We start from the raw sequence: 25,784 nt of genomic DNA, 5'->3' as shown, positions 1-25,784 counted from the left end.
TATGAGCAAGCTTATGGATATGCCAAAAGAGAGCGGCTATGCGGCTTGGCTGCATTACCGCCGCAATAGTAAGGTAGAAAAGCTGCCCGCTTGGTGCAGGCTTATCGTCGTCCATGAGACAGATGAAGTGCTTCAATCGGCTGCGAGTGAGCTTCAGCACGGATTGACCTCCATGTTTGGACAGCAGCCGAAGATCAGCGCCGTTCCTGTGAATGAGCCATTCATTGCGCTGGGTACGTTCCCAGCGCATCCTTTGGTCGCAGAACGATTCAGCGCAGAGGAACAGGCTGAAGTGGGTGCAGAAGGCTACCGAATTCGCGGGATAGAGATGCCAGATCCGGCATATTCAGCTTCGCATGGTAACGATGAGTTTAAACGACAATACGTTACAGTCGCAGGGCAGACCTCCAAAGGCGTATTGTACGGAGTCTTTCATCTGCTGCGCTACCTGCAGGGAGGACTAGATGGGAAGTTGAAGCCCACCACCGAATTATTGCACGCCCCCATTCTAGACCAATTATCCAACCCTGCTAATCCCATCCGCATGATTAATCACTGGGATAACATGGATGGTAGTATTGAACGCGGGTATGCGGGTGGGTCCATTTTCTACGACAATAATGCCTTTACTACAAATATGGAGCGCCTGCGAGACTATGCCCGTCTACTCGCTTCTGTAGGCATTCAAGCGCTATCCATTAACAATGTGAATGTCCATCAGGTAGAAACCGCGCTGATTACAGATAAATTCCTACCGGATGTAGCTAAAGTAGCTGCGGTGTTTCGCGCCTATGGCATACAGATCTACTTGAGCATTAACTATGCCGGTCCTATTCAGCTCGGCGGGTTAACTACCGCCGATCCCTTAGAACCAGCTGTAGCTGAATGGTGGCAGACCAAAGCCCAGGAAGTTTACGCCGCCGTTCCTGATCTGGGTGGTTTTGTGGTCAAAGCCGATTCCGAAAATCGGCCTGGACCGTTCAGCTACGGGCGCAATCACGCCGATGGAGCTAATATGCTGGCAGATGCGTTGCAGCCCTATGGCGGACGTGTGATTTGGCGTTGCTTTGTCTACAACTGCAAGCAGGACTGGCGCGATCGCAAGACGGATCGGGCCCGCGCAGCCTTTGACCATTTTAAACCGCTGGATGGGCTGTTTCGGGAAAATGTCATTTTACAGATCAAAAATGGTCCTATGGATTTTCAGGTGCGGGAGCCTGTCTCCCCTCTGTTCGGTGCGCTGGAATCCACTCAGGTACTGCTGGAATTTCAAATTGCGCAAGAGTACACCGGCCAACAGAAGCATCTATGTTACCTTGTTCCCCAATGGAAGGAGATATTGGATTTTGATACCTATGCTCAAGGAAAAGACTCCACCATCAAGCGTATCGTGAGTGGCGCTCTGCGTTCTCCCAAGCATACCAACTATGGAATAGCCGCTGTATCCAATATTGGTGCAGACACCAATTGGACCGGACATTTGCTCGCCCAGTCCAATCTTTATGGCTATGGTCGGTTGGCATGGGACCCGGAGCTGTCCGCAGACGAAATCGCTGATGAGTGGGTTCGGCTGACGTTTGGCAGACAAGGGAATAGCGACGGCGGCACAGATTTAATTTCTACCATTAAGCAGATGCTGCTCGATTCATGGAATATCTACGAATCCTACACTGCCCCTCTCGGGGTCGGATGGATGGTCAGTCCCGATCACCACTATGGGCCGGATGTAGACGGGTACGAATATTCCATGTGGGGCACCTACCATTTTGCTGATTGCCGAGGGATTGGAGTAGATCGCACGACCGCAACCGGAACCGGCTATGCAGGACAATATTTTTCTCCCCCTGCCGATATCTACGAATCCACGGACACCTGCCCGGATGAGCTGCTCTTATTCTTTCACCATGTTCCTTATACACACTTGCTCCAGTCCGGCCAAACCGTCATACAGCACATTTATGATACCCATTTTGAAGGTGCAGAACGTGCAGCCCATCTCCGAGACACATGGGTTAGTCTACGAGGGCAAATGAATGATGCCATGTATGAACAGGTGCTGGAGCGGCTGGAGCATCAGGCAGAGCATGCCAAAGAATGGCGGGATCGGATCAATACGTATTTCTACCGTAAAAGCGGCATTACCGATCAGAAGGATCGCCCTATTTATTAAGCAAGCAACTATTAAGCAAGCTGTCTCGGCAATACTTTCCTATAGGCTGGCACAAAGCTGGCTATACGCCTAGGTCGCTTTCTCCAATGCTAGTCTTGGCTATCCGTACATCATTAAAAGGCATGCGTCTTACTCAGACCTATGCCTTATTTTTTTGTCTGGAAACTTTTACGCACACGGTTGCTTACGCAAAATGTCATATTTCTCCACCTTGAGTGTGCAATAAATTCTTCTTATTGTGCAACCGCTTGCTTTATACTGTTTTTGTAGACGTTTACAAAATGTTGTCGAATTAGACTATGCTTTGGGGAGGATGATCGGTTTGACCTTGTATCGAAGTCTATGGAACAAAGGGTGCCTGATTCTGCTAAGTCTTGTACTATCTCTGACCGCCTTCATTGGCTCACCCTCCAATACGGCGAGCGCCGCGGTTGCTGATGATTTTCAAGCTTCTGTCATGGGACCGTTGGCGAAAATTAATGACTGGGGTGCCTTCAAAAAGCAACTGCAAACGCTGAAAAGTAACGGTGTATATGCCATTACCACCGACGTCTGGTGGGGCTATGTGGAGAGCGCAGGAGATAACCAGTTCGATTGGAGCTACTACAAGACCTATGCAGATGCCGTGAAAGAAGTGGGACTGAAGTGGGTTCCTATTATCTCTACGCATAAGTGTGGGGGAAATGTGGGGGATGATTGCAACATCCCGCTGCCAAGCTGGCTGTCTAGCAAGGGCAGTGCAGATGAAATGCAGTTCAAGGACGAAAGCGGCTATGCCAATAACGAAGCCCTCTCTCCATTATGGAGCGGGACTGGTAAACAATATGACGAGCTGTATGCCTCATTTGCTCAAACCTTTGCTAGCTACAAAAGCATCATTCCCAAAATTTATTTAAGCGGTGGGCCCTCTGGAGAATTGCGATATCCTTCATACTATCCGGCAGCGGGATGGAGTTATCCTGCACGGGGCAAATTCCAAGCCTACACTGAAACAGCCAAAAATGCATTCCGCACAGCTATGAATGACAAGTACGGATCATTGGACAAAATTAATGCAGCCTGGGGGACCAAGCTGAGCAGCCTTAGCCAAATCAATCCACCGACCGACGGGGACGGATTTTACACGAACGGCGGGTATAATTCCACGTATGGGAAGGATTTTCTGTCGTGGTACCAAAGCGTGCTTGAGAAGCATCTGGGCGTCATCGGAGCTGTTGCACACAAAAACTTCGATTCCGTGTTCGGTGTCCGTATCGGAGCCAAGATTTCCGGTCTGCACTGGCAGATGAACAATCCTGCCATGCCTCACAGCACAGAGCAAGCAGGTGGATATTATGATTACAACCGTCTCATCGAGAAGTTCAAGGATGCGGATCTGGATTTGACCTTTACTGCACTGGAGATGAACGACAGTGGCTCAGCACCGAATTATTCCTTGCCGTCCACATTAGTAGATACCGTCTCCTCGATCGCTAATGCCAAGGGCGTTCGCCTGAATGGTGAGAATGCACTCCCGACTGGCGGCAGCGGATTCCAAAAAATCGAAGAAAAAATCACGAAGTTCGGTTATCACGGCTTTACACTTTTACGCCTCAACAATCTCGTCAACAACGACGGCTCACCAACCGGTGAGATGAGCGGATTCAAACAGTATATCGTAAACAAGGCCAAACCCGGCGATAACGGTGGCGGTACAGGCAATAAAGTAACGGTATACTACAAAAAAGGCTTCAACTCACCTTACATTCACTACCGCCCGGCTGGTGGAAACTGGACTGCTGCGCCTGGTGTGAAAATGCAGGATGCCGAAATTAGCGGCTATGCCAAAATTACCGTTGATATCGGGTCTGCCTTCCAATTGGAAGCTGCCTTTAATGACGGCAATAACAGCTGGGACAGCAACAACACCAAAAACTACTCCTTCAGCACGGGCACTTCTACTTACACGCCTGGTAACAGCGGCAATGCGGGAACGATCACATCAGGCGCTCCATCGGGCACGAATCCCGGGGATGGCGGCGGTACAACTAACAAGGTAACGGTATACTACAAAAAAGGCTTTAACTCGCCTTACATTCACTACCGCCCGGCTGGCGGAAACTGGACTGCTGTACCCGGTGTGAAAATGCAGGATGCCGAGATTAGCGGCTATGCCAAAATTACCGTCGATATCGGGTCTGCCTCCCAACTGGAAGCCGCTTTTAATGACGGTAATAACAGCTGGGACAGCAATAACACGAAGAACTACCTTTTCAGCGCGGGAACTTCTACCTACACGCCCGGCTCTAACGGAGCCGCAGGAACTATCCGAACGGGGGCACCTTCCGGGGGCATCCTCAGCGTAGGGACTTCCACCTACACAACCAACCTCAACGAAGTTGCAGGACCTATCCAAACAGTGGAACTTTCGGGTGCATCCTTAAACGTAGGCACTTCTACGTACGTACCCAACTCTAGTGGAGTTGAAGTAGCTATTCAAACGGAGGCGCCTTCGGGCGCCTTCACTCCTATAGATCTGGGTACCGTCTCCAAGCCCACTCCCCTCAACACAGACTGGAGCAAACAGAGCATTTATTTTATCATGACAGACCGATTTAGCAACGGAGATCCGTCCAACGATAATTACGGTGGCTTCAATTCCAACAACAGCGATCAGCGCAAGTGGCATGGTGGCGATTTTCAAGGTATTATCAACCAACTCGACTACATTAAAAATATGGGATTTACCGCCATCTGGATTACTCCGGTAACGATGCAAAAGAGCGAATTCGCTTATCACGGCTATCATACGTATGATTTTTATGCGGTAGACGGGCATCTCGGTACAATGGACAAGTTCAAAGAGCTGGTCGGTAAGGCACACGACAAAAATATCGCTGTGATGCTGGACGTCGTCGTGAATCACACAGGTGATTTCCAACCGGGGAACGGCATCGCCAAGGCTCCTTTTGATAAAACAGATTGGTATCATCACAATGGCGACATCACAGGTGCGGATTACAACTCAAACAATCAGTGGAAGATCGAAAATGGTGACGTTGCCGGATTGGATGACCTGAATCAGGACAACCCAGATACAACGAATGAACTCAAAAACTGGATCAAATGGCTGCTGAACGAGTCTGGCATCGACGGACTACGAGTGGACACCGCCAAGCATGTACCGAAAGGCTTTTTGAAGGATTTCGACCAGGCCGCCAATACCTTCACCCTTGGTGAAATTTACAGTGGCGATCCTGCTTATGTGGGCGATTACACCCGGTATCTCGATGCTGCAATAGATTTTCCGATGTATTATACAATTAAGGACGTGTTCGGACACGATCAATCCATGAGGAAAATCAAGGAACGCTACTCAGATGATCGTCACTATCGCGATGCCCAGACCAACGGTGTATTTATCGACAATCATGATGTAAAACGTTTCCTTAATGATGCCTCTGGCAAGCCGGGTGCTAACTATGACAAATGGCCTCAGCTCAAGGCCGCCTTGGGCTTTACTCTGACGTCACGCGGGATTCCAATCATCTACCAAGGCACTGAGCAAGGCTTTAATGGCGGAGATGATCCCGGCAATCGGGAGAATATGGTTTTCAACTCCAACCATGACCTGTATCAGTACATCGCTAAGCTGAACTATGTGCGCAACAACCACCCTGCTCTGCAAAACGGCAGCCAAAAGGAAAAATGGGTGGACGACTCCTTTTACAGCTTTCAGCGCTCAAAAAATGGCGACGAGGCCATCGTACTTATCAACAACTCCTGGAGCACTCAAACCCGCACGATTGGCAACTTCGATAATCTGTCCAACGGAACCCGCCTGACCAACCAGCTAAGCAACGACTCCGTTCAGGTTAACAACGGTTCAATCACCGTGACTCTTGCTCCAAAGGAAGTTAAAATTTTCACCAAGTAAACAGCGGCATTCAGTTACATTGGTTATTCAGATGTGCTAAAATAAATGATAGAAGGATATACTAAAAAAGAGCAAGGATGCTGGTAACATCCCTACTCTTGGCAACAGCCGCTTTGAAGAGCGGTCGGCTGATAAGGGCTAGCTATTAGAAATAGGCCGTATTCCCCTCACCAGGGCGGTCTATTTCTTTTTGTTTTGGTTCAACGCAATAACAATCGTAACGATTAATCCGATCAACGCTATTAATAGCGTGCCGAACATCATCATTAATGTCAGAGCATCCTTAACCTCCACAGGCATCACCTCCCTTCCGGGAGACTTAGCCGACCGCCCACCTAAGCCATTCTGTTGTTACTGGAATTATAGCACGTAAATCCGTCCTTTAGCGACAACATTTTACAGCTTCATCCATCCAATCTTATGCAAACACTCATCGTCTTTTGCTGATTACACACTCTACTTTGTCTCTATACGGGTATAGCTTCTCAACGCCAAAAAAAGTCCCAGCACAAAAATGAAACATATACTGATGATCCCTCCAGGAACATACGTGAATGTTCTGCCCATCTGTCCATGGGGAGAAAATAATAACGGCACTGTCCATGGATAAAAGGTATTCCCCGGTGTATTAACCAAAACAAAATTTAAACACATAACCGTACACATTCCCATAATGGCGGGTACAAATTTTTTCCAACGAATGGCGAAGAACGTAATGATCGGGATAAGCATTGCATGCATAAGAATCATCTTAGCAAATACCCCAAGCTGATACATAACGATTTCAAAAGTTAGCGGTCTGGTCGTAATAAACGTACCCAAGACTGTAGATAGCACAAATGCCATCAGTAGGCTAACAGCGATGTACATATAAATAACGAGTAGTTTGCTGAAGTAAATACGAGTCCGGCGAATCGGGTTTGTAAACAGTGCAATATGAGTCTTCTCCTGATACTCTCTCGCATAGATATAGCAGGTCAAAATATAGTAGCTCATATACCCGGTCAGAAAATTCATAAGAATAACAACACTCATAAAGTAGTCATTCCAACCATCACGATCTATGGAATACTTGGGACTATCCGCGTAACTATAAAATTCTAAAACAATGGTTAATACTAAAATCATTACACTCAACCAAAGAATTTTAGTTCCTTTCAGCTTCAAGCACTCTGCTTTAAACAGGTCAAGCATAGTAACCCTCCTCTCAAAAACTCTCCATTTAGTCTTTTCTTTGATATGTCCATATGGATAAAAACAATCCAAGAAGAAAGGTCACGGATAAGCTGAACCATGCTATTGAAACATTGGTAGGTATAGTCGCATTTCTTTCATTAGGAGATAAGAGATAGGGCACAATCCAAGGGTACCATTCACTTTTGTATATAAAATTCAAAAATATTGCAGTACAAACTACGAGTACAACCACCATGATGCTCTTCCAGCGTATAGCAAAAAAAGAGGCGATTGGGATCAACATCGCATGCATCACACACATTTTAGCAAACACTTGGATCTGATATACCCAGATAGCCATCGTTAAAGGTCGATCTGTAATGGACATACCTAATAAGGCAGACAAAAACAGAACAAAAAATAAGGATACAATAATAAATCCATAAATAATGATCAATTTACTAAAATAAAATTTAACCCTGGTGACAGGCGTGGTAAACATAAATAGATGCGTGTTTTCCTGATACTCTCTTGCAAAAATATGACCGGTTAATATGTAGTAACTGATAAATCCGGCTGCAACATTGACGAAGAGAACTATGCCCTCGAAGTAGTAGGTCCAACCCCGTTTATCAATTGAATATCTATAAAAAATAGCGCTCGTCGCAAATTCCAACAGCACAACAGCCAGCAATATAATATAGCTCAACAAGAAGGCTTTAGAACCTTTAAGCTTAATGAGCTCTGCTCTAATCACGTCGCCCACCCTCTCCTGAAATGAGAGACAAAAAGTACTCCTCTAGCGTCTGCTTGGAGGTGTGTATCTCATAGACTGGAAAATGATGTTCTATTAACTGTTTATTTAACGTGGCTGTATTTTCAATCGGACTATGAATTCTTAGTTGTTGTGGGGATATCACATTAGATTGAAGCTGCTGTCCCATGTGCTCTTGCAGAAACGTTTGTACTGCTTTTGCATCGTGTACTTTTATGTCTGTGTATTGTTCAAATTCTTCCTCCAACTGACTCAAACGATCTTCTGTTAACAGCTTTCCATTATGTATAATCCCGATGTGTGTAGCTAACTGCTGAATTTCGCTCAAGATATGACTGGAAATAAGAATGGTTTTCCCATTCTCCTCACACAACCGCTTCAATAGCTGACGAATTTCCTTAATTCCAGATGGGTCCAGTCCGTTCGTCGGCTCATCTAATATAAGCAACTCAGGGTCATGAACAAGCGCCCTTGCAATCCCTAATCTTTGCTTCATTCCTAGGGAAAAATCCTTAAACTTTTTTTTACCGGTATGCTCTAATCCTACCGTAGCTAGGGTTCGTTCAATTCTTCCATTGTCCTGTACCCCCATGTACATACAGCAAATTCTTAGATTATCGCGTGCACTCAAATTTTCGTATAAACCAGGCGTTTCGATAATTGTACCTATTTTCGAGAAAATAGAAGGATAGTTTTTCTCCAGCCGCTCGCCAAATAAAAAAACCTCCCCACTTGTAGGCTCAATTAGCCTCATTAGCATGCGGATAGTGGTTGTCTTACCAGCTCCATTTTCACCGAGGAAACCGTAGATACTGCCACGCTCCACATGTAAGGATATGTCGTCTACGGCTACAGCCCCCCCAAACTGTTTGCGGAGCTTATTCGTTTCAATAATATATTCCACTTTCAAACCTCCTAATCACTAAATAATACAAGTATACAAAATATAACCACTACTACGTGTAAGGTTGCTTACACTGTACCATCTGTCCATAAAACAAAACAGGCACCTGACGAAGCATACACTTCGTTGCAGGTGCCTTGTTTATATATAAACAACGTGGGATTACTTAGGCCTCAGTAGCCACGTTGATATTGTTCAGGTATGGAAGGCTTCTCGCCGCGCAGCGTCACTGCTGCATGAATCGCCCAATATGGATCGCGCAGCAATCCGCGTCCCACAGCGACCAGATCGGCATCCTCGTTGCCGATAACAGACTGCGCCAAGGCTGCGTCATCCAACGAGCCGACAGCAATCACCGGGATGTTCAGTGCCTCGCGAATTTGGCGTGCGAACGGCACTTGATAGCCCGGATAGTTGCCTGGTTTTCTGGCACCAGCAGGGCCTTCTCCGCCCGAGCTAACATGGATCACATCTACGCCTGCAGCCTGATATGCACGGCTCAGCTCAATGGCATGATCCACATCGTACCCACCATCTACGTATTCCACCGCGCTGATGCGTAAGATTAACGGCATACCCGCAGGCATTTCCTTGCGTACAGCCTGAATGACTTCAACGCCGAAAAGGGATAGCTCCTGACCATACACGTCGTCTCGCTTGTTCGTAACTGGCGAATGGAATTGGTGAATCAAGTAACCATGTGCCCCGTGAAGCTCAATCGTATCCACGCCCGCTTGAACCACCCGACGGGCAGCGTCTGCGAATTTTTGCACCATGCCACGGACTTCCTCCGTGGTAAGCGCGCGTGGCTGTTTATAATTCGCATCCGGGTATGCAATGGCCGAAGGAGCCACTGGCTCAGCTGCATCCTCAGCTTTACGGCCCGCGTGAGCAATCTGGATGCCTACCTTGGACCCGTGCGCATGAATGCCGTCAACCAGCTTCTTATAAGCTGGGACATGCTCGTCTGACCAAAGACCCAGATCATAATCTGTAATCCGTCCATCCGGTTCCACGTCCGTCATTTCTATAATAATCAGGCCCGTACCTCCAATAGCCCGACTCAGGTAATGAACATGATGCCAATCATTCGGAATCCCGTCCTTGGCTGTCACCGAGTATTGACACATCGGGGGCATCACCACACGATTCTTTAATTCCAACTCTTTCAGTGTATACGGTGTAAACAACGAATTCGTCAAAACGTTCATCTCCTTTTCATCTTCGTCACATAAACGAAAATACGCTCCAAATTACACGGTCTATTAAAAACATAATCGGCATAGTCCAAACGGAATAAAGAGATTCCCTCAAACGGGGGATCTCTCACATTTGCAACTTGCAGTCATTATGTATGTCGTATGGTGTAGATATATTGCACACAACCTATTATCCACAACTCAATAACTTTTTGCAAGTAAATATTTAAATATTATTAAATATTTTTTTGTCCATCCCCTCTCGCCCCTAGCTATAACACAAAAAGACGCCCTTACGGACGCCTCTGCGGAACCTAATTTTATTGTGCTGAACCTAATTGCACCCATGCCTTCTCAATCTCTGCAACCGCCTGATCCTTATTCATGTTACCGCTGATATAAGCCTGCATCAGCTCGCCAAATTTTTGATGGAATGTATCCAAGGAGTAGTTAACAGACAGATCGCCGGACTTCGACGTTTTCAAAATGCTTTCCATTTCCTTAGGCATTTCCAGATCAGGAAGCGGTGCATCCTTAATTGGAGGAATCACCTTCGCTACCTGGGAGAACCAGTTCTTACCGTATTCCGAAGTGTACAGCCAGTTGAAAAATTCAATTGTTTCCTTGGATACTTCGGAATCCTTGTTGATACGCAGCGCCTGATCTGCACCGGTAATGATGACCGATTGATCAGCTTTGTCACTCACCGGATACCCCATAATGCCAATCTTGAGATCAGGATTAATTTTCTTGATTGCTTCCTCATCCCACGCACCTTTACCCGTCATAAATGCAGCTTTTCCGGATGCAAAATCACTTACTTCCGCATTGCTGTCCCGTTCCAGCGGCTTATCTGTGCCATGTTTCACCGTCAAATCAATGAAGCTAAAGAAGTTGTTGTACAGCACTGGGTAGTCCTTGATTTTTGCTTTGCCTGCGATAAAATCACTAACGAGCTGCTTCGGTTCCACGCCTGCATCCTGCGCGGCAGCATCTACATAGTGTTGGAAGATATGTTTCCATACCCACCACTCTTTATATGCGTTGGCAAATGGAGTAATGCCCTTCGCCTCTAGCTTGGTGACCGCATCCTGCATTTCTGCAATCGTCTTCGGCGGGGAGGTTACCCCAGCCTTGGTAAGCAAATCCTTATTGTAAATCAGCGTAAACAGGTTCCCCTTCACCGGTAATCCCAGCACTTTGCCGTCACTGGAACTCATATTCGCTCGAACGGCATCCGTCATGGCTGCTGCCAGCGGCTCATTGGTCAGATCGGCGCTATAATCCGCATACGTGTCGATGTCGCCTCCTGCCGTCGTCTGGAATACATCCGGTGTACTGCCTGAGGCTATTTTCGATTTCAGAATCGTGTTGTAGTCTGCCTGCATGATCTCCAGATTGATCTTCACGTTAGGTTTGACCTTCTTATACTCCTCGATATACGCGTTAAAAGCATCAGTATACTCTGGTGAGGCTGTGAACATATTAATTGTAACCGTTTTCAAATCTTCTTTGCCGCCAGCATTTTCTTTCGATGCATCTGTGCCGCCGCTGCTTCCACATCCGCTCAACAAACCGACCGTCAAAAGCAAACTGCCGGATAACGCCATCATCTTCTTTAACATGGATACTCCCCCATTTGTTTGTGATCAACGTCCATGCGCTCATTCTAAAAAATATACTCCAATTTAAAAAGGCAGATTAGTGAAGCGTTAAGGGTAAAAAAGTGGTTTATTGCAGGCTCACGCGATATTCAGACGGTGACACCTGATAATAATTACGGAAAGCCTTACTGAAATAATTTTTATCTTTGTAGCCGAGCATATCCGAGATTTCCTGAATTTTCAGGCTAGAATCGCCCAGCAGCTCCTTCGCCTTGTCCATTCTAACCTTCTGTACATATTCGTGAATACCGTATCCAAACTGCTGCTTGAAGAGCTTCATCAAGTATTCCCGACTCAAAAAATAGGTTTCGGCAAAAAACGAAATTTTGATATCCTCAAAATAATAACGGTCGATGTGCCTTTTGATGTCCGTTATGTCAAAGGGCTGGTTTCCCGCTTGAGCATGTTGGACCCCAGCAATGTAAAGCTCCAGCATTCGATTCAATCTCCGACCATAGTGGGCAAAACTCGTAAAATCAGCAGACAAGTCGCTTTCCCCCACGTGCTCCGGTTCTTCCAAAGCTTCATCTTGATTCAACGCTGACGTAGACGCACCCAACTCAATCGCAGCTTCTCTCAGTAAAAAATGGAACTCCTTCATCATTCGATCCGCATCCTGCAAACGGAAAATAGGGCCTGATGCCAATTGTTTCAGCAGATCGCCCAGCAGTACCTTTGCCCGGTTCGCCTGACCTGTCTGAGCATCCTTTTGGATCGACAACAGCCGCTCCGTCCATGGTATTTCCTCTGACGTACCTATTTGCCGGGGCACTGTATGAAGAATGGATTTCCCTTCCAGCCTCAACACATCCGTGCTGTGAATGAGCGTCTTGGCATCCATATAAGCAGACGCCAGCTCCAATACATCTGTACAGAGCCTACCCAATCCGGCAGCTACCACTATGCTGAACAGCCCATGCAGGTTCGCCACCGCCTTCTGTGTCACTTGTGCCAATAGTAAGGCCATATGTTCTTCTTGTCCTGAGGCCAGGGTACAGATCGAAACGACCTCACGCTCCCGTCGCGGATGGGAGAAGCTAAAACAACTCAACCGTTCATCTGAGGTCTGAGCTAACACATTGGTTACGGCAAAATCCATCAGATCGGCATCGCCATGGAAACGTGACCTGCGAATTTCATCCCTGTTCAGCAGCCGCAGCACGATCACACCAAAGCGATTCCCCGGCTGATCCGCTCCGATCAATGGGAGCAACGCCGTATCGGCCTGCCTTTTAAAGCTACCGTCCAAAATGGACAAATATAGCTTCTCTTTCAGCTTCGGCAGTGACATATTCAGCGTAATGCTCCGATTTATGAACTCGTCTTTGCTCTGCTTTCGGCTTTCCAGAATGTCCACCGCCTTGCGCAGTGCCTGATTCAGATCCTGGCGGTTGATAGGCTTGAGCAAATAATCTACTACCCGTGATTGAATCGCTTGTCGCGTAAATTCAAAGTCGTTGTAGCCACTAATGACAATGGTCAGCAGATGGGGATATGCCTTTTCGATAACACGAAGAAATTCAATGCCGTTCATCTCCGGCATTTTCATATCCACCATCACCACATCGATATGGTGCTGACCGAGCAGTTCCATCCCCAACCTTCCATTCGTCGCCTCATAAATATGTTCGATGCCCAGACGATCCCAGTCTCCAACAATACGAATGGCTTCTCGTAACGGTTCTTCATCGTCAATAATCAATACGTTATACATGACTACTTCCTCCCCGGGGAATTTGCATTCTCATTTCCGTTCCCGTTTCATCCGTAAGTATGAATAATCCTGCCTGATCTCCATACAAAAGCTTCAACCGTGTGTTGAGATTTTTCAAACCAATATGCTCGCTCTCCCGTTCTTCCCATTTTTCATGGAATGAATCCAGCACCATTTTCAGCTTGTCCTCTGAAATCCCAGGTCCGTTGTCCCTGACTGCAATTGTGGCATTTGTAGAACTCGATTCGGCTGAAATGACGATCAGAATATCGCTTGATACTTTTTCCAACGCATGCTTGATAGCGTTTTCCACCAACGTCTGCACAGATAATCTCGGAATCGGCAGCTCCATCAGCGTTTCTTCCCATACCACTTCGACCCGCAGTCTCGCTCCGAACCTTGCTTTTTGCAGACCTATATACCGTTCAATGTGCTTGAGCTCTTCGCGGGCAACTACGATATCCTTGCCGTTGATGGAATACCGCAACGTTTGGGCCAACGCATCCACCATATCCGCCATGTCGAACATCTCCCGCTTTAATGCCTGTGTGGATATGGCTTGCAGGGCATTGTACAGAAAATGAGGATTAATTTCAGCCTCCAACGCCTTGAGTATGGCGTTCTTTTCGACCAGCTTCATGCGATAGCGCTCATTAATAAGTTCTTCGGTTCTTTGGACCATTTCGTTAAAATGCAGCGACAAATACGCAATCTCGTCATGTCCCTTCACAGGAGCTGTTGCTCCAAAATCCCCGGTGCTAAACCGCTTCATCTGGGTGGACAGCTTATGTAAAGGTCGGGTAATGGCGTTCGAGGTCAGTGTCACTAATATAATAGACACACCTAAAAATAAAGCTCCGATGGCATAGCTCCAATTCCGTGTTGTCGTAGCTGCTTCATAAATCTGGCGGTATGGGATGGGCTTAATGAGCTGCCACCCATCCTTTTCGCCAGTATCATAGACGACCAAATACTCCTGATTGCCACTGCTATCAGACCACGTTACTCGCCCGCTTCCTCCCTTGCCGATCTGTGTCAACACTCCGGAATCACGCATCCGCTCATATAGCGGAAAGCTGTTCACATAAAAGGGGACCCCTTCAGGGCTCATGAGCATCAATTGATCCCCTTTGCCCAGTGGAATGTTCTGCATGATTTCATCCACGGCGCTCGTGTTGTAATAAAAGGACAGCACCGCCTGTGGGTGACGGGATGCAATCGACCTCAGCACTCGATGGTATGCCATAAAGCTGGCTTGTGGCGCCACATACCCCATATCAGAGCGGGACCCTACAAAGGATTGAAATGATTCGTTCGTGGTACTAGCCATCGCCTCTTTATACCAAGGAAGCTTGGGAATATCCGTGTTTATTCCTTTGCGCACTGTAATGTTGTACGTCTCCCTGGTAACCACATAGTATTGATGTCGGTCCGCCACGTACAGATAGATCGCTTCCAGATCATTACGCGAATAAAACATGCTGCGCAAGTAATTCTCAATGACCATTCTCGAAGCATAGTCCCGGTTCTCATTGGCAATGGCGTTCATGATATCGTTATAACGAAGCTGCGGAAGAGCCAACTGCTGCATTCCCTCCAAGTAATCCTCCAAATTCTGATTGACCAGCAGCAGATTATTGGTCGTGCTGGCGATGCTATGGTTAACAGACTCCTTTTCAATCATCTGATAGGAAATAATCGTGAGTGAGCCCACCACCAGAATAATTACCGAGGTAAAAAGAAGAATGAGCTTGTTCACTAATTTTTGCGTGATCCTCCTCCACATGGAGCAAAGAATCGTTCCTACACGCTCTGACATCATGATAACCGCCCCTTTTGAAAGCGTACACATTTTTACCCTCAACTGTTTTCTTAAATCCATTGGTCCGGCCCTAGGGGCTATCCTATACTTTCATTATATCTTAAACAGCTTGGAGCGAAAGACCGGAAAATGCTGAGAAAAAGAGGTGCGTTATGCTGAAAAAAAGGGGAACCTGGGGCGACAAGGGCAGTAAACTGGAATTCGGTTTATTCACACTGCCCGTAATCTTGTGCATTACGATTGCATTTTATATTCCGTTTTTGATGACGATACGCTATTCCCTGACCAAGTGGAACGGCATATCCAAACATCCGAAATTTGTAGGTCTGGATAACTTCAAGCAAATCCTGCTTGGGGACGCCAATTTTGCACATGCAGCCTGGTTTACCGTCAAGTATGCCATTCTGTACATTGTATTGGTGAATGTGCTGGCCATTTTGCTGGCGCTCGTTCTCGACATGAAGCTGAAAAGCTCGGCTTGGCTGCGGGCGGCTTTCTTTATCCCTTATATCCTCAGTCTCGTGATTGTTGGCTTTATATGGAAATTCATCTTCATGCAAGGCTTTGAGTCATTGGGACACAGTACAGGCTGGGGCATCTTCCAGCTCAGTTGGCTGGGTGAGGAAGGGCTCGCGTTTATTTCCATTTTGGCAGTATCCATCTGGCAATCCATTGGCTTTTACATGGTCATTTATATTGCAGGTTTGCAATCTGTGCCAGAGGATCTAAAAGAAGCTGCCATTGTCGATGGCGCGGGGCCGATTCGGAGATTTTTCAGTATTATTCTACCGATGCTCGCACCTTCCATTACGATCTCAGTCTTCATGGCACTGACCAACTCAATCAAAGTGTTTGACGTCATTTTATCTCTGACCGGCGGTGGGCCGGGAGGTACAACATACAGCATTGCGTATGATATCTACCGGGACACGTTCCAGAACAATCTGTATGGCTACGGAACAGCCAAAGCATTGATTTTATTCGTTGCAGTCCTGATCATTACGATTATTCAATTGTCTATTTTCAAACGCAGGGAGGTTGAAGCCTGATGCAACGCAGCCGTACGGGACGTATTTTGCTAGAAGCGGGCATGATTGTATTATCACTGTTATTTTTGTACCCGCTGTTTCTCGCCATTAACAATTCGTTCAAAAGCTTCGCTGAGGTCATGACCGACGTCATTGCACTGCCCAAGCAGCTTTCGCTGGATAACTACGTATATGTATGGAAATTCATTGACTATCCACGCCTATTTCTGAATAACACCATTATTACCGTCGTCGGCCTGGCAGGTATCGTGCTGATATCCTCCATCGCGGCCTACAAGCTGGCAAGAACCAAAAGCAAATGGAGCTCCGTGATTTACATGCTGTGCATTATGCCGATGCTGATCCCATTTCAGTCCATCATGCTCACGGTCTTGCGACTGGCGAAAGACTTAAATCTGGCAGACAGCACTTGGGGACTTGGCTTGCTGTATTGGGGCTTCGGCGCACCACTGGCAGTGTTTATCTATCACGGCTTCGTGAAAGGTATTCCGGCTGAGATCGACGAAAGCGCCAAGATCGATGGGGCCTCGGGCTTCCGGCTTTTCTTTTCCGTAATTTTTCCCTTGCTGAAATCAGTCACCGCCACCATTGTCATTATCGACGTGATGTGGATTTGGAACGATTTTCTGCTTCCGCTTCTCATGGTTAATGGCTCACCCAGCACCAAGACGCTGACGCTGGCCGCCTACACCTTCGTCGGACAGTATACGTCAGACTGGCAATATGCTATGACCGCGATGGTAATGGCTGTGCTGCCTTCGATTATCGTATTTATTTTTCTGCAAAAATACATTGTCAAAGGCGTCGTCGCTGGAGCTGTCAAAGGCTAAGACAAGGATTCGAGGCCAGATGCAAAAAAGAGGACTTGCGTGTTGTTCGCGCAAGTCCTCTTTCTTCGTGATATCCATCATGGGCTTCTGTACAGTATTCATTAAGCCTTAAACTGGCCTAGCGCTTTCTGCATCTGATCCATAGCAAGCTGTAGATCAGCAGAGCAGGTATTCAGACGGTTAATTTCCTCCATCTGGTCGGAAGCTGCCACCGACACTTCCTGTGATCCGACACTCGTCCTGCGGGCGATGACAATAATTTCAGTAGCGGAAGCGGTAACTTCCTGCACACCTGCAGACATTTGTTCTGCAGTCGCTGCCATGCTTTCGATCCGTTCTGCAATATGAGTGCTTCTTTCGACGATATGTTCGAAGCTGTCATGTGTCTCGTTCATCATCCGCAGCCCGCTGTCCACATGCGCTACCACATGTCCAATCGCTTCCGCCGAGCGCTGTACATCTCCATCAATGTTTTGGATGAGCTGCGCCACTTGACGGGAGGCTATTCCCGATTGATCTGCTAGCTTCCGTACCTCGGATGCTACAACTTCGAATCCTCGTCCCTGCTCACCTGCGCGAGCAGCTTCAATAGAAGCATTCAGTGCCAGCAGTCCCGTCTGTTCAGATATTCCCTGAATAACCTGCATGATTCCGGTAATTTCACCCGATTGACGGTGCAGCGCTTGAATCAGAGCATCCGTATGCTGGATGGACGAATGCAGCTCCCCCATCTGTTCCACCGTGAGGCGCGCGGTTTCCGCTCCTGCCTCCGCCTGCTGCTTGGAGTAGATAGCAGCTTCCGCAATCTCAGAGGCATTTTCCGCGACATTCTGGATGCCCTGAGCCATCTCTTCCATCGCCGTCTGATTTTCCAACACGCTTCGGGTCTGCGCTTCGGCTCCATCTGCAACCTGCCGTATGGTGTCTGCAATGCTATTGGCCTGCCTGGTCGATGCTTCAGCAATGACGGCAAGCCGCCCCGTTGAATCGGATACCGCTCCACAAGCATGCATGCCCTCGGAAATCAAAATGCTCAAATTTGCTCGCATTTCATTATAGTGGGTACTCAGCCGTCCGAGCTCATCTTTGCTTCGATCATACAGGACAGAAGTGAAATCCCCCTGACCTGCCTTGGCGAGCGCTTGGCCTACACGGCCCAGCCTGCGGTTTACCCTGCTCATGTACCAGAGAATCACGGTAAGCGATATCGCAATGGCAATGGCGATCACAATCATAAACTGGCGGATAAACCCGCTAATGATCCCGTCAATGATCGATTGCGATGCACCTACATACAGAATGCCAATCACAGCACTGTCCGCACTGCGAATGGGTGTGTACGCAGCTTGATACGTTTTACCAACTACCACCGCTTGACCATAATAGGGCTGACCCTGCTTTAAGACAACGGTAGCCACCTTCTCCGATACTTTCGTGCCTACAGCGCGTTTGCCCTCCAGCATGACATTCGTCGCTACCCGTTGCTCCCCTTGAAAGAAAGTCACCGTATCGCCTGTTGCCCCACCAATTTCATCGACGATTTCCTCATTATTGTTAATCCGTTGGCTCCCCTTATATAATTGCCCGTCCTTGATCTGCCATGCCCCGCTATATTTGTAGTCCAGTAGGCGGGTTGCCATATTCAAGTCATTTTTAGCCTTTTCGGTAGCAAAAGCCTCAACACCCTCCTGCATTCGGCTAGTAACCACATAAGCAATTACGACAGACAACACAACCAAAATGCCGATCACCATACCACTAATTTTAGTGCCTATCCCTATTGTCCGCATGTATTGGATACGTCCTCTCTAATCTGACGCCATGCCGCCACAACTCTATACAATCTAAGCTGAATCTGTTCCATCATGGATACTTATTTTATCGTACAAATTACCTAAAATTTTAATTATTTATCGATTTGAAAATTAATACAGTTCTTATCAGGTGATCTTACCTTCCTTGACAATTCCTCTTAATAATGATTTACTAATTTTACTATTCGTAATTATTACGATTAATAAAAAAAAGAAAGCACCTCTGCTTTCCTATCTCGCATGATAACCACTACAGCACATTCGACATTTCATGATACTTTTGAAGGGAAGAGTGATTACGTTGGCAAACGCTATGGAATTGGAAAAGAAAATACCGGTCACGGTACTAAGCGGGTACCTCGGCTCTGGCAAAACCACCCTGCTGAACCATGTACTGAACAACCGGGAAGGCTTGCGGGTAGCTGTCATTGTCAATGATATGAGTGAAGTAAACATTGATGCTGATCTCGTTCGTGACGGTGGAGGATTATCTCGTGTAGATGAGAAGCTGGTGGAAATGTCCAACGGGTGCATCTGCTGCACCTTGCGGGAAGATTTATTGAAAGAGGTAGAACGACTGGCACTCGACAAAAGGTTTGACTATATTCTGATCGAGTCCACGGGTATAGGTGAGCCTATTCCGGTAGCCCAGACCTTCAGTTATGTAGATGAGGAAAATGGAATTGATTTGACCAAGCTGACCCGACTGGATACTATGGTTACCGTCGTGAATGCACCGGAATTTTGGAAGGACTTCTACTCCAGGGACTCCCTCAAGGATCGCGGACAGGAAGTGGCAGAGGAGGATGCACGCGGCATCGTTGATCTGCTCATAGAGCAGGTGGAATTTTGTGATGTGCTGATCATTAACAAATGCGATCTGGTACCACAAGAGGAACTGGAACGACTGGAAAAAGCGTTACGAGGCATTCAACCAAACGCCAAAATCATCCGTTCCGAGTACGGTAAAGTGGACCCAAAAGAGATTTTGAACACGCATCGCTTCGATTTTGAAACAGCTAGTCAGGCGGCAGGCTGGATACAGGAAATGAACAAAGAAGAGCACGTACCGGAGACAGAAGAATATGGCATTGCTTCGTTTGTGTACAAGCGCAAAATCCCATTTCATCCCGAACGTTTGTTGAAATGGCTGGCTCAATGGCCTGCTGAGGTTGTACGTTCCAAGGGATTGGTGTGGCTCGCCACGCAGAACCGCACTGCTTTTACATTCAGTCAGGCGGGTAGCTCCAAACAATTCGCACGCGCAGGACTGTGGGTATCTGCTTTGACTGAGGAAGAACGCCAATACTATCTCGGTGAAGATTTCGAAAAAACACCTGACTGGGACGAAAAGTATGGTGACCGAGTTACCAAACTCGTATTTATTGGTATCGATATGAACCGGGAAGAAATCGAGCGCACCCTGGATGAGACACTGCTGACCCCTGAAGAAATGGAGCAGGATTGGCGCAAGCTGCCGGACCCGTTTACGAAAAAAATATAATGAGATTATAAACTAAAAAGCGCCTTAAGTGAGGAATCCCCCTCTTCTTAGGCGCTCTTATATTATTTCTGCTTAACCCATTGCGCGCTATCCACCGGCCAAAAAATCACATCCGCACGGCCAACAATATCTTTAATAGAGACAAAGCCAATAGCACGACTATCCCTACTATTATTGCGGTGGTCGCCCATCACAAAAATATAACCCTCAGGTACCTTGGAATCGGTTATGGTCCCATTTGGAAAATCAACATTGTTATATAGTTCTCCCTTGGCGTGCGCATCCTGAATAGCTCCCTGAATGTATGACTCCTCTACTTTCTTACCGTTCACATAAAGATGATCTCCTTGATACTGAATCGTATCTCCAGCCACTCCAATAACACGCTTAATAAAGTCTTTTTGTTCCTTTCTCACATGGAATACAACAACCTCACTCGGCTTGGGATCACGAAAATCGTAAATCACCTTGTTCACGACCACTCGTTCATCTGTCTTGAAATTCGGTTCCATGGACGCTCCCTCAACAATAAATGGCGCAAATAATAGCCAACGTATAATGAACACGAGCACAATGGCTACAATAATGGCCTTAAGCCAATCGATCATCTCATTTTTCACTCGTGGCTGCTTTTCCTGCAATTGTTCGACAGTTGAATCCGTCAAATGATTTCCACTCCCCATGCACTAAATCCACCCTTTCTCACAGTTTTCATTCCTATTATATGTATAATGTTTAAGTATAATCAAATTTTCCCAGTCTGGCAAAATTGCATTTTTAGTTGAAACAAAAGTGTGAACTTTTTTTCACAATATCAAAAAAACAGTAAAAAACTGTTGATGCAAACGTTAACATATATTACACTGTGCATATACTTCTTAGAGCGTTTTGGACTAATGGTAGATCAATCTGTCCCCCCAGGAGGTGTCCTGTTTTTAGTGGAAAGACAGCATGAGTCACTTTTATAGATGCTATCTTCTTTTAAAATATGAGCTCAAATAAGGAGGAAATTACATGTTTAAACGAAATGATCGTCCAAAAACCGGATTTAACGCTCTAAGACTCGGTGTTTCTTTTGTTTTTGCTTCTTCTTGCCTTATTGGAACCGCTTACGCAGATACGTTATCCAACGACATCCCTTCTTCCGCACTCACAGAAGAGGCAGTCAGTACAACCGACGCAACCACTGCCTCCACAACTTTAGCGGCAGGAGATTTGTATGTGGCGCCAAATGGTAACGTGTCCAATCCGGGTACAAAATCCAGTCCTACTACGCTCGAAGCAGCACTTACACAAATTGCTCCTGGTAAAACCATTTACCTGCGCGGTGGTAACTACACTTACTCCTCAACGATTACAATTCAGCGTGAAAATAGCGGCAATAATGGCTCACTCAAAGGGTTGGTCGCTTACGGTAGTGAAAAGCCGGTACTTGATTTCTCTGCTCAAGCCTTTGGTTCAGCCAATCGTGGACTTCAGCTTAACGGAGACTTCTGGCTGGTAAAGGGCCTTGAAGTCAAGGGTGCTGGAGATAATGGTATCTATATCGGCGGCAGCAATAACCGAATCGAAAACGTGGAAACTCACCACAACCGGGATACTGGACTTCAGCTTGGACGTTACTCCCCTAACGCTTCCACTAGTGAGTGGCCTTCGAACAATTTGATTTTGAATTCTTACTCTCACGATAACGCTGATCCCGATAATGGTGAGGATGCCGATGGCTTCGCTGCCAAATTGACTGTGGGACCAGGCAATGTGTTTGATAACTGCTTGGCCGCGTACAACGTAGACGATGGCTGGGATTTGTATAGCAAAACCGAAACGGGTCCCATCGGCGAAGTAACCATTTTGAACAGTGTGGCCCACCACAACGGGCAGACCGCAGATGGAACGTCTACCGCGAACAGCGACGGCAACGGATTTAAGCTGGGTGGAGACAAAATCAAAGTCAACCATATCGTGAAAAACAGTATTGCTTTCCAGAACAAAAAACACGGCTTCACTTACAATAGCAACCCCGGCAGCATTACGTTGACCAATAATACCTCGTGGGACAATGGACAAAGTAATTTTGCCTTTGACAAAGGTGATCACGTGTTCATTAACAATCTTTCCTTTGAGGGAAGCGCTAGTGACAAAACAAGCGGTACAGATCAAGACAACTCTAGCGTTTGGTGGAAAAACAAAAAATCGACGAATGCCAAAGGTCTGGTAGTCAGTGCAGACGACTTTGTTAGTCTCACGCCTTCTATCACTCGAAGTGCAGACGGTTCCATCCAGCTAGGTGACTTTCTTAAGCTGGCCAAAGGAAGCGATCTGATCGGCTCGGGTACTCCGAGCGGAAAAAATATAGGGGCACGTTAAGAGCCCCGCCTAATCAGGACGCCCTGGCCCATCTACCAACTCAGACAATTTTGCATAATATAGCGACCGGTGATTGTCCTCATAACCAGACAAAATATGAGGTGAACAGATCATGGAACGAAGAATCACATTGAAACATACACTCGCCTATGGAAGCGGTAACATGCTGGGAAGTGGCGCACTTGCGATTAGCGGTGCATGGTTAATGTACTTTTATACAACCTTTTGCGGACTGTCTCCCGTTCAGGCCGCGGCCATTTTCTCTGTTGCTAGCATCATAGATGCAGTCAGCAATCCGGTCATGGGCTTTATCAGCGATAACTTTCACCGGACCCGCTTGGGCCGTAAATTCGGCAGACGACGCTTTTTCATCATGATGGGTATCCCGCTGATGCTCGTGTATCCGATGCTTTGGGTAGATGGGTTGGGCTTCTGGTATTACCTGAGTACGTACGTGCTGTTTGAACTGGTATATACCTCTGTCATGGTGCCGTATGAAGCACTAGCGTCAGAGATGACCCGCGACTTCGGCGCACGCTCCAGATTAACTGGATGGAAGGCCATGTTTGGCAAAATTGCCAATTTTGCCGCCGCTTTTATCCCTGGTCGCTTTATTGCTGAGTATGGCAAAGACTCTCCATTGCCTTTCTTTTATACCGGTCTCGTTTTTGCAGCAATTCTGCTGATTGCGATGGCATTCTTGTACAAAAACTCCTGGGAACGTCCAAGTGAGGAACTGCAAAAGGAACTGGAAGGTGAAGCTCCGCTTTCCTTTATCGATTCGATGAAAAAGTTGTTTGTCGATATTTCCTCTACCTTCCGAGTCAAGACGTTCCGACATCATCTCGGGATGTACCTGGGCGGCTTTTCAGCTGAGTGGCTGTTTACTTCTGCTTTTACGTACTTTATTGTCTTCTCCTTGTTTCAAAGCTCGGAGATGGTATCCAATTTGAACAGCTTTAACTCTGTCATTCAATTGATTTCTACCTATTTCTTCATCCAATTCTGTGTGCGAAAAGGGTTTCGTATGCCTTTCATTGCCGCCCTCGTTGTCGTTTGCTTTAGCGTAGCAGGTTATGGCTTGCTCTATATGACGGGAGCCTCTAATACGATGGTATGGCTATATGTCATCACCCTGTTCATGGGGCTTGGTACTGGTGGCGTCTACTACATCCCTTGGAATCAGTATACGTTCCTTGCCGATGTGGATGAAGCGTTGACCGGCCGTCGCCGGGAAGGTATTTATGCAGGTATGATGACTTTTGCTGGAAAAATGGTGCGGGCCGTTGTCGTCTTCATTCTCGGCTGGGTGTTACAGCATTTTGGCTTTGTATCCGGGGCTGATAGTCAGCCAGTCGCTGCTCAGCACGCCATCTTTTATGTACTCGTGGTTGGTACTATCGTTCTCGCGATCATCGGTATGATTGCTTCTGTCGTGATGAAGCTGGATATTGACAGCCACAAGAAGCTAATCGCCGAAATTGACCGCCTCAAAAACGGTGGCTCCATGAAATCAGCCAAACCGGAAGCCCGGAAGGTATTCGAGGAACTGACAGGTTTCCATTACGATCGGTGCTGGGGCAACAATAACGTGGGCTTCAAGAACAAACCCGTTGACCCTAAGACACATACTCCGTCTATGTAACAACAATAACAATTACAGATTAAACATTTACTAAAGAGGTGACTGTATCATGGCAAATCCAACATCACAACCAACCACCAGTCCTACAAAAACAGATTCTTGGGCTGTACGTATGAGCGATTCCGTTCTGCAACGGAGTCCAGAATTTTACGAAAAATGGGAATATGACCATGGCGTCATTTACAGAGGTCTGGAATGGGTTGGCGAACTGACAGGCGACCCCAAGTACATGGAATATATAAAAAAACATATGGACCATTTTGTTGACGAGAATGGCGTAATTCAGCGTTATAAAGTAGATGAGTACAATATTGACCATGTGAATAACGGTAAGCTGCTCTTCTCGCTGTATCGTGCCACAGGAGATGAACGATACAAAAAGGCAGCCTATCAATTACGCAGTCAGTTGGAAAAACACCCGCGCACAAGTGAGGGCGCATTCTGGCATAAACAAATTTATCCATATCAAATTTGGCTCGACGGCTTGTACATGGGTGCCCCGTTTTACGCTGAATTTATCCGCGAATTCGGAGATCCGTCAGAGTTTGACGATGTGACCCTGCAATTCAAGCTCTGCTACGAACATACACGTGATCCTGAAACAGGCCTGCTCTACCATGCTTGGGATGAGAAGGGTGAGCAGCATTGGTGCAACCCGGAAACAGGCTGTTCCAAAAATTTCTGGGGACGCTCGATGGGTTGGTTCGTTATGGCACTCGTTGACGTGTTGGACTATATTCCAGAGGATCATGCAGACCGTCCCGTCCTGATCGATATGCTGACGGAAACACTGGAAGCCCTGCTAAAAGTGCGTGATAAAGAAAGTGGAGTCTTTTATCAGGTGCTCAACCTGGGCCATGTGAAAGGCAACTATCTGGAAGCCTCTGCTTCCTGCATGATTCTCTATGCTATTGCCAAGGGCGTTCGCAAAGGCTATCTGCCGGAGCAATATCGTCAAGAGGCAGAAATCATCCGCAAGGGAATTATCGATGAATTTATCACGATCACTGAAGAAGGACTCGTGAATCTGAACAAAACGGTGCAAGTAAGCGGTTTGGGTGGTAAAGATCGTCGGGACGGTACCTTCGCTTACTATATCAGTGAGCCGATTATAACCAACGATCCCAAAGGTATCGGAGCTTTCATTCAGGCGATGGGTGAAGCAGAGCGCATCTAAAACACGCAAACGATATCCTTAATTACAAAAAGGACGGTGGCCATCAGCCCCGTCCTTT

Annotated in this window: 18 protein-coding genes; 8 read left to right on the top strand and 10 right to left on the bottom strand. The window is 46.9% G+C overall.

Going from position 1 to position 25,784, the window contains the following annotated elements; translation table 11 throughout:
* Window position 1: 1 nt before the first annotated feature.
* Window positions 2–2,170: an alpha-glucuronidase family glycosyl hydrolase gene (locus AC5ELV_RS09945; RefSeq protein WP_493430054.1), complete on the top strand. Its 2,169-nt coding sequence runs from the start codon at window positions 2–4 to the stop codon at window positions 2,168–2,170.
* 322 nt (window positions 2,171–2,492) lie between these two features.
* The gene (locus tag AC5ELV_RS09940) at window positions 2,493–6,086 is read left to right on the top strand and encodes a family 14 glycosylhydrolase (RefSeq protein ID WP_493430053.1); all 3,594 of its coding nucleotides are present in this window, start codon (window positions 2,493–2,495) and stop codon (window positions 6,084–6,086) included.
* Window positions 6,087–6,266: 180 nt separating this feature from the next.
* On the opposite strand, the gene AC5ELV_RS09935 is transcribed toward AC5ELV_RS09940, so the two are convergent.
* From AC5ELV_RS09935 to AC5ELV_RS09900, 8 genes are all read right to left on the bottom strand, one after another.
* Entirely contained in the window at window positions 6,267–6,380 is a 114-nt protein-coding gene (locus AC5ELV_RS09935; RefSeq protein ID WP_016822651.1) for a putative holin-like toxin, read from the bottom strand.
* A 162-nt stretch (window positions 6,381–6,542) separates the two neighbouring features.
* The gene (locus AC5ELV_RS09930; protein WP_493430052.1) at window positions 6,543–7,280 is read right to left on the bottom strand and encodes an ABC transporter permease; all 738 of its coding nucleotides are present in this window, start codon (window positions 7,278–7,280) and stop codon (window positions 6,543–6,545) included.
* 28 nt (window positions 7,281–7,308) lie between these two features.
* Window positions 7,309–8,019 carry an ABC transporter permease gene (locus tag AC5ELV_RS09925; protein ID WP_493430051.1) on the bottom strand — a complete coding sequence of 237 codons (711 nt, stop codon included), beginning with the start codon at window positions 8,017–8,019 and terminating at the stop codon, window positions 7,309–7,311.
* Window positions 8,012–8,941, bottom strand: coding sequence for an ABC transporter ATP-binding protein (locus AC5ELV_RS09920; protein ID WP_493430050.1), 930 nt, complete (start codon window positions 8,939–8,941; stop codon window positions 8,012–8,014). Before AC5ELV_RS09920 ends, AC5ELV_RS09925 begins: the two co-directional genes overlap by 8 nt.
* Before the next feature lie 173 nt (window positions 8,942–9,114).
* Window positions 9,115–10,143: an NADH:flavin oxidoreductase/NADH oxidase gene (locus tag AC5ELV_RS09915; protein WP_493430049.1), complete on the bottom strand. Its 1,029-nt coding sequence runs from the start codon at window positions 10,141–10,143 to the stop codon at window positions 9,115–9,117.
* Between the two features lie 317 nt (window positions 10,144–10,460).
* A complete protein-coding gene (locus tag AC5ELV_RS09910; RefSeq protein ID WP_493430048.1) occupies window positions 10,461–11,765 on the bottom strand; it encodes an ABC transporter substrate-binding protein in 1,305 nt (434 codons plus the stop codon).
* A 106-nt stretch (window positions 11,766–11,871) separates the two neighbouring features.
* On the bottom strand, window positions 11,872–13,518 hold the full coding sequence (locus AC5ELV_RS09905) for a response regulator (RefSeq protein ID WP_493430047.1): 1,647 nt from the start codon (window positions 13,516–13,518) through the stop codon (window positions 11,872–11,874).
* Complete coding sequence (locus AC5ELV_RS09900; RefSeq protein ID WP_493430046.1) at window positions 13,511–15,370, bottom strand: cache domain-containing sensor histidine kinase; 1,860 nt, start codon at window positions 15,368–15,370, stop codon at window positions 13,511–13,513. The genes AC5ELV_RS09905 and AC5ELV_RS09900 overlap by 8 nt, the downstream gene beginning before the upstream one ends.
* Before the next feature lie 122 nt (window positions 15,371–15,492).
* Between AC5ELV_RS09900 and AC5ELV_RS09895 the strand changes: the two genes are divergently transcribed.
* Both AC5ELV_RS09895 and AC5ELV_RS09890 read left to right on the top strand, forming a co-directional pair.
* Complete coding sequence (locus tag AC5ELV_RS09895) at window positions 15,493–16,389, top strand: carbohydrate ABC transporter permease (protein WP_134904268.1); 897 nt, start codon at window positions 15,493–15,495, stop codon at window positions 16,387–16,389.
* Window positions 16,389–17,219 (top strand): carbohydrate ABC transporter permease, encoded by an 831-nt coding sequence (locus tag AC5ELV_RS09890; protein WP_013312583.1) that lies wholly within the window; start codon window positions 16,389–16,391, stop codon window positions 17,217–17,219. The genes AC5ELV_RS09895 and AC5ELV_RS09890 overlap by 1 nt, the downstream gene beginning before the upstream one ends.
* A gap of 101 nt (window positions 17,220–17,320) precedes the next feature.
* Here the strand turns inward: AC5ELV_RS09890 and AC5ELV_RS09885 are convergent, their stop codons facing one another.
* Window positions 17,321–19,009, bottom strand: coding sequence for a methyl-accepting chemotaxis protein (locus tag AC5ELV_RS09885; RefSeq protein WP_493430045.1), 1,689 nt, complete (start codon window positions 19,007–19,009; stop codon window positions 17,321–17,323).
* Between the two features lie 325 nt (window positions 19,010–19,334).
* Here AC5ELV_RS09885 and AC5ELV_RS09880 point away from each other — a divergent pair, with 325 nt between their 5' ends.
* Window positions 19,335–20,537: a GTP-binding protein gene (locus tag AC5ELV_RS09880; RefSeq protein WP_493430044.1), complete on the top strand. Its 1,203-nt coding sequence runs from the start codon at window positions 19,335–19,337 to the stop codon at window positions 20,535–20,537.
* A gap of 62 nt (window positions 20,538–20,599) precedes the next feature.
* On the opposite strand, the gene lepB is transcribed toward AC5ELV_RS09880, so the two are convergent.
* On the bottom strand, window positions 20,600–21,220 hold the full coding sequence (lepB, locus tag AC5ELV_RS09875) for a signal peptidase I (protein ID WP_493430043.1): 621 nt from the start codon (window positions 21,218–21,220) through the stop codon (window positions 20,600–20,602).
* Between the two features lie 331 nt (window positions 21,221–21,551).
* Between lepB and AC5ELV_RS09870 the strand changes: the two genes are divergently transcribed.
* The 3 genes from AC5ELV_RS09870 (at window position 21,552) to AC5ELV_RS09860 (ending at window position 25,726) form a co-directional block, all read left to right on the top strand.
* Entirely contained in the window at window positions 21,552–22,904 is a 1,353-nt protein-coding gene (locus AC5ELV_RS09870) for a right-handed parallel beta-helix repeat-containing protein (RefSeq protein WP_493430042.1), read from the top strand.
* A 112-nt stretch (window positions 22,905–23,016) separates the two neighbouring features.
* The gene (locus AC5ELV_RS09865) at window positions 23,017–24,549 is read left to right on the top strand and encodes an MFS transporter (protein WP_493430041.1); all 1,533 of its coding nucleotides are present in this window, start codon (window positions 23,017–23,019) and stop codon (window positions 24,547–24,549) included.
* Between the two features lie 49 nt (window positions 24,550–24,598).
* Complete coding sequence (locus AC5ELV_RS09860; protein WP_250240813.1) at window positions 24,599–25,726, top strand: glycoside hydrolase family 88/105 protein; 1,128 nt, start codon at window positions 24,599–24,601, stop codon at window positions 25,724–25,726.
* Window positions 25,727–25,784: the final 58 nt, after the last annotated feature.

It is taken from the genome of Paenibacillus sp. NMA1017 (assembly GCF_058895805.1).
This window is presented reverse-complemented; position numbering and strand designations above follow the sequence as displayed.